We start from the raw sequence: 4095 nt of genomic DNA, 5'->3' as shown, positions 1-4095 counted from the left end.
GGCCGGCCGGTTCGAGCCCACCAGCCAGGTGTGCTCCGCCTGCGGTCACCGCGACGGCCCCAAACCCCTGCATGTACGGAAGTGGACCTGCACGGTCTGCGCCACCGTTCACGACCGGGACCACAACGCCGCGAAGAATGTGAAATCGGCCGCCGGACTGGCGGTTGCAGCCTGTGGAGCGCCGGTAAGACCAGAACCCGTTCTGGCGCAGCGCGACGAAGCAGGAAGCCACGGAAGCCCGCCCGAAGCACGTGCCGCGTAGCGGCACAGCATCGAGCAGGCAGGCCAGAATCTCCCTCCTCCAGGAAGGAGAGCAAGTCAATCGCTCAGTCCCACGACACCCCACCCTCGTCGGGCGGCTTCGGTGACGACCTGTCCCCACTGCGCCAGCAGCCCCGTGAACCCGCCGAAGTCGCCGACCCACCCGTCGGGATCGGCGGCATGCTCGGTGAAGGGCCCTTCCACCCGGCCGAGGCAGGGCTGTACCCGGTCCCAGACTGCGGCCAGTTCCCGGACGCTGTCCGGTGATCGTGCGAGCAGCACGCCGTAGTCGTCCTCGCCGAAGAAGCCCGTATCGGTGTGCTGCGCTTCGCCGTCCATCCCGCACCAGACGAGTCCGCGCAGGAAGGTGTCCCATGCGGCCCGCATCGGAGGATCGATATGGTCGCGGACGGCTTCCCACCGCTGCCCGGCCCAGAAGTGCGCCTTGAACGAGCCGTAGGTGTGCGGGAATTCGTGCACGGCGAAGAAAGTGCTGTCGGGCCCCTGCGGCCACACCCAGCCGCTCTCGACCGTCGGCGCATCGTGATCCCACAGTCCCGTCTCGTCGGCGTACCAGGCACTCCTCAGCCGCGGCACCCGCTCCCGTGGCGGAACCTCCTCCAGCCACGAACAGTCGGCAATCATCACCGTGATGTCCAGCCCCATGGCAGGGAGGCTACCGACAGTGCGGCGATGGCGTGGTCGTCGGCCGTATGCGGTTCATGACGCGATCACGGAGCAGCTCGTACTCCGCACGCAGCCTGCGCCACTCGGTCACGGGCGGCCGGGGAATGACGACGCCTCCGGTGACGATCTCCTCCGGCCCGAACTGCTCGCGGGTGAGGTCGATCTCGATGCCCGTGCCGAGGCGGTTCCACCAGTGGTAGTCCACGCGCGTGCCGTCGACATGGACCTCTCCGCGGATCAGCTCGCCGCCCAGCAGGTCATGGAGCACCATGGCGGTCACACCGCACTGGTCCCGGGCCGGATTGTCCGGGCTCCAGCGCGATCGGAACTCGGGTGTGCACGTCTCGGCACTCCAACTGCTGCGGACGGCCTGCTCGATGTCGGTGAGAACCAACGGTGTCGGTGTCATGCCGGTGATCCTCCCAGCGGGCACTGACAACGGGCCGTCACCCCTGGATGATGCTCGGGTGCGGCCGGGCAGGTTGGCCGCATGTCCTCGGTACTTGTTGTGGGATACGACTCCCAGGCCATTCCCGGCGTCGACGGGAAGGCCCTTCGCGCGGCTCTCGACGGGGAGCTGGCCCGGTTCGGCGAGCAGGGCATCGACGCGGCCATGACGCTGGTCGTGTTCGACGGTTCGGCCGAGTCCGTCCTCGCCGCCTCCTTGGCCGAGCGCCCGTGGGACGTGGTCGTCGTCGGGGGCGGGATCCGCAAGACGGAGCAACTGCTCCCGCTCTTCGAGCAGGTGGTCAACCTGATCCGCCGTCACGCGCCGCAGGCCGCCCTCGCGTTCAACACCAGCGGCGGCGACAGCGTAGAGGCGGCACAGCGCTGGCTCTGACACCTTTCGGTGCTGTTCCATGGAGAGATGAGAATCACGCCACGTACCCTGCTCGTGTCGGCGGCTGCCGCGGCCGCCGTCGCGATGCCGGTCTCCACGGCCCATGCGGCCGACGGGTACGACCGTTGCCCCGACGCCTCCTACTGCATGTTCTCGGGCCTCGACGGCACCGGCGACATGATCGTGCTGACGAGCAGCACGCCGGATCTCGCGGCGCTCGGCATGAGCGGCCGGGCCGAGTCGGACTGGAACCGGACCTCTTCCACCATCCACCTGTGGTCCGGCACGAACTACACCGGCTGCACGGCCGTCACATCCGCCGGCCCGACCGGCAAGGGCAACTTCTTCCCCGACTTCCGGGACTTCTTCACCTCGGTGCAGTTCGACGGCCCCGGCGGCCCGAGCTGCGGCACGCCGCCGGGCGGCAGCACCCCGTAAGGGGCGCGGGCACGCACCGCACACACACTGCGACGCCCCCATCACTCACGGAGTCCGCCCCGGCGGCCCGCGTGCGATCACCGGTGGATGCGAGCGACCATGGAAGGGAGCGGTCCGGCTCGTCCGAGCCGGGACGTGCTTTCCCCGTGCCTGGAGCACCACGCAGGCAAAGGAGGACGATCATGGCATCCGCTCCTGATCCCCACGCCGGCAGGTGTACGGCCGCTGCCGGCCTCACGGTGTTCGCAGCCGTGATGATGCTGATCGCGGGGTTCCTGAACCTCTTCCGCGGCATCATGGCCGTACTCCACAACGCGGTGTACCTCAAGACACCCGACTACGCCTTCAAGTTCAGCCTGGGAGGCTGGGGCTGGATCCACCTGTTCCTCGGCATCGCGGCGATCATGATCGGGGTCGGGCTGTTCCGGGTCTCCCTCTGGGCCAGAATCCTGGGAGTTGCCGTCGCCGCCATGCTGCTGCTCGCCAACTTCCTTTCCATTCCCTACTACCCGCTGTGGTCGATCGTGCTCATGACCCTGTGCATTCTCGTCATCTGGGGGCTGTGCACGGTGCATCACGAAGACGGCTGAGGAGACGGCTGAGAAGACGGCTGAGGAGCCGGCCGACCGGCATCGCAGCCTGCGCAGCCTGTCAGCCGAGCGGCACGACCGCGACCGGGCACGGTGCGTGGTGCAGTGCCGCATGGGCCACCGGACCGAGGCCCACGCCGAGGGGGTGCCGGTGCTCGCGCCGTCCGACGACGAGCAGTGCGGCCTGCCCGGCCGCTTCCAGCAGGTGCTGGGCCGCGGAGCCGGTCGTCAGCCACTCGTCCACCTCGACGGCGGGCATCCGCTCCCGCCAGGGGCCCAGCACCTCGGCCAGGGCGCTGCAGCCCCGCGACTCCGGTTCCCCGGCGGCGGGTTCCCCGTCGGCGACCTGCACGATCCGCAGCACCGCACCGCGGGCGGCGGCGGCCTCGAAGGCGAAGGCGAGCAGCGGATCGTAGGGCCGGGCGGGGCCGAGTCCGAGCACGACGGCTCCGCCCCCGTTCGGCTGCCCGGCAGGCGGTTCGTGCACGACCACCACCGGCCGGGGCGCATGCGTGGCCACCGCCAGGCTCACGGGCCCCAGCAGGAACCCCTGTACGGTGCCGAGCTCCCGTGACCCGAGTACCAGCACCTCCGCGTCCCGGGCGGCGTCGACCAGGGCCCTGACCGGCGGTTCCGTCACCCGGTCCACGCCGACCTGCAGGTCCGGGTGTGCCTCGGCGAGCTGCTCCTGGGCCACTTCGAGCCGGCTCTCGGCCCACTCCCGCTCGGCGGAGGTCCCGGGCGCGGGCCGCGCGGTGCCCGTCTGCACCTGCAGGACGTGCACGACGCGCAGCGGCACTCCGCGCAGCACCGCCTCCCGGCCCGCCCAGGCGGCAGCGGCCAGGCTCTCGGCGGAGCCGTCGAACCCGACGGACACCGGTCGCACCACGGGGCCACCTCCCTGCACGGGCAACGCATACGGACGACGCATGACGAATGCGGGTGTGTCTACGGCCAGACTGCCGTTTGTGCCTGTCCCGCGCATCCGGGGGAGGACGGCAGGACGGTCAGCGCACCAGGACGCGCTCGCCGGAGCGGGGTACGACGGCCGTCCAGCCGAGGCCGGCGTCGATCCGCTCCCGCAGTGCCTCGGCCGCCTCCGGCTCCCCGTGCACCAGGTACGTCGCGTGCGGCGGCGGGGCTCCGCGGAGCCAGTCGAGGATCTCGGCGGCGTCGGCGTGCGCGGAGAAGCCCGGCACGTTGACCACCTCGGCGCGCACCGGTACGTACTCGCCGAACATCTTGAGCGTCCGCGCGCCGTCGACCAGGTCCCGGGCC

Annotated in this window: 8 protein-coding genes; 4 read left to right on the top strand and 4 right to left on the bottom strand. The window is 70.6% G+C overall.

Going from position 1 to position 4095, the window contains the following annotated elements; all coding sequences use genetic code 11:
* The coding region (locus ACWD4B_RS35315; protein WP_451424611.1) for a zinc ribbon domain-containing protein at nt 1-262 on the top strand (262 nt) is incomplete at its 5' end.
* Nucleotides 263-318: 56 nt separating this feature from the next.
* Here the strand turns inward: ACWD4B_RS35315 and ACWD4B_RS35310 are convergent.
* Nucleotides 319-927: a hypothetical protein gene (locus tag ACWD4B_RS35310; RefSeq protein ID WP_451424610.1), complete on the bottom strand. Its 609-nt coding sequence runs from the start codon at nt 925-927 to the stop codon at nt 319-321.
* Between the two features lie 10 nt (nt 928-937).
* Nucleotides 938-1357 (bottom strand): YunG family protein, encoded by a 420-nt coding sequence (locus ACWD4B_RS35305; protein ID WP_451424609.1) that lies wholly within the window; start codon nt 1355-1357, stop codon nt 938-940.
* 81 nt (nt 1358-1438) lie between these two features.
* Here ACWD4B_RS35305 and ACWD4B_RS35300 point away from each other — a divergent pair, with 81 nt between their 5' ends.
* The 3 genes from ACWD4B_RS35300 (at nt 1439) to ACWD4B_RS35290 (ending at nt 2817) form a co-directional block, all read left to right on the top strand.
* On the top strand, nt 1439-1789 hold the full coding sequence (locus tag ACWD4B_RS35300; protein ID WP_451424608.1) for a hypothetical protein: 351 nt from the start codon (nt 1439-1441) through the stop codon (nt 1787-1789).
* Between the two features lie 27 nt (nt 1790-1816).
* Nucleotides 1817-2227 (top strand): peptidase inhibitor family I36 protein, encoded by a 411-nt coding sequence (locus tag ACWD4B_RS35295; RefSeq protein ID WP_451424607.1) that lies wholly within the window; start codon nt 1817-1819, stop codon nt 2225-2227.
* A gap of 182 nt (nt 2228-2409) precedes the next feature.
* Nucleotides 2410-2817: a DUF7144 family membrane protein gene (locus ACWD4B_RS35290; protein ID WP_451424606.1), complete on the top strand. Its 408-nt coding sequence runs from the start codon at nt 2410-2412 to the stop codon at nt 2815-2817.
* Between the two features lie 61 nt (nt 2818-2878).
* Here ACWD4B_RS35290 and ACWD4B_RS35285 read toward each other — a convergent pair whose 3' ends face one another.
* The gene (locus ACWD4B_RS35285) at nt 2879-3706 is read right to left on the bottom strand and encodes a universal stress protein (RefSeq protein ID WP_451424605.1); all 828 of its coding nucleotides are present in this window, start codon (nt 3704-3706) and stop codon (nt 2879-2881) included.
* A gap of 118 nt (nt 3707-3824) precedes the next feature.
* A partial coding sequence (locus ACWD4B_RS35280; RefSeq protein ID WP_451424604.1) for an MBL fold metallo-hydrolase RNA specificity domain-containing protein occupies nt 3825-4095 on the bottom strand: 271 nt, incomplete at its 5' end.

It is taken from the genome of Streptomyces sp. NPDC002536 (assembly GCF_053594995.1).
The sequence above is the reverse complement of the archived record's forward strand: the minus strand, read 5'-3'. Positions and strand labels throughout refer to the sequence as shown.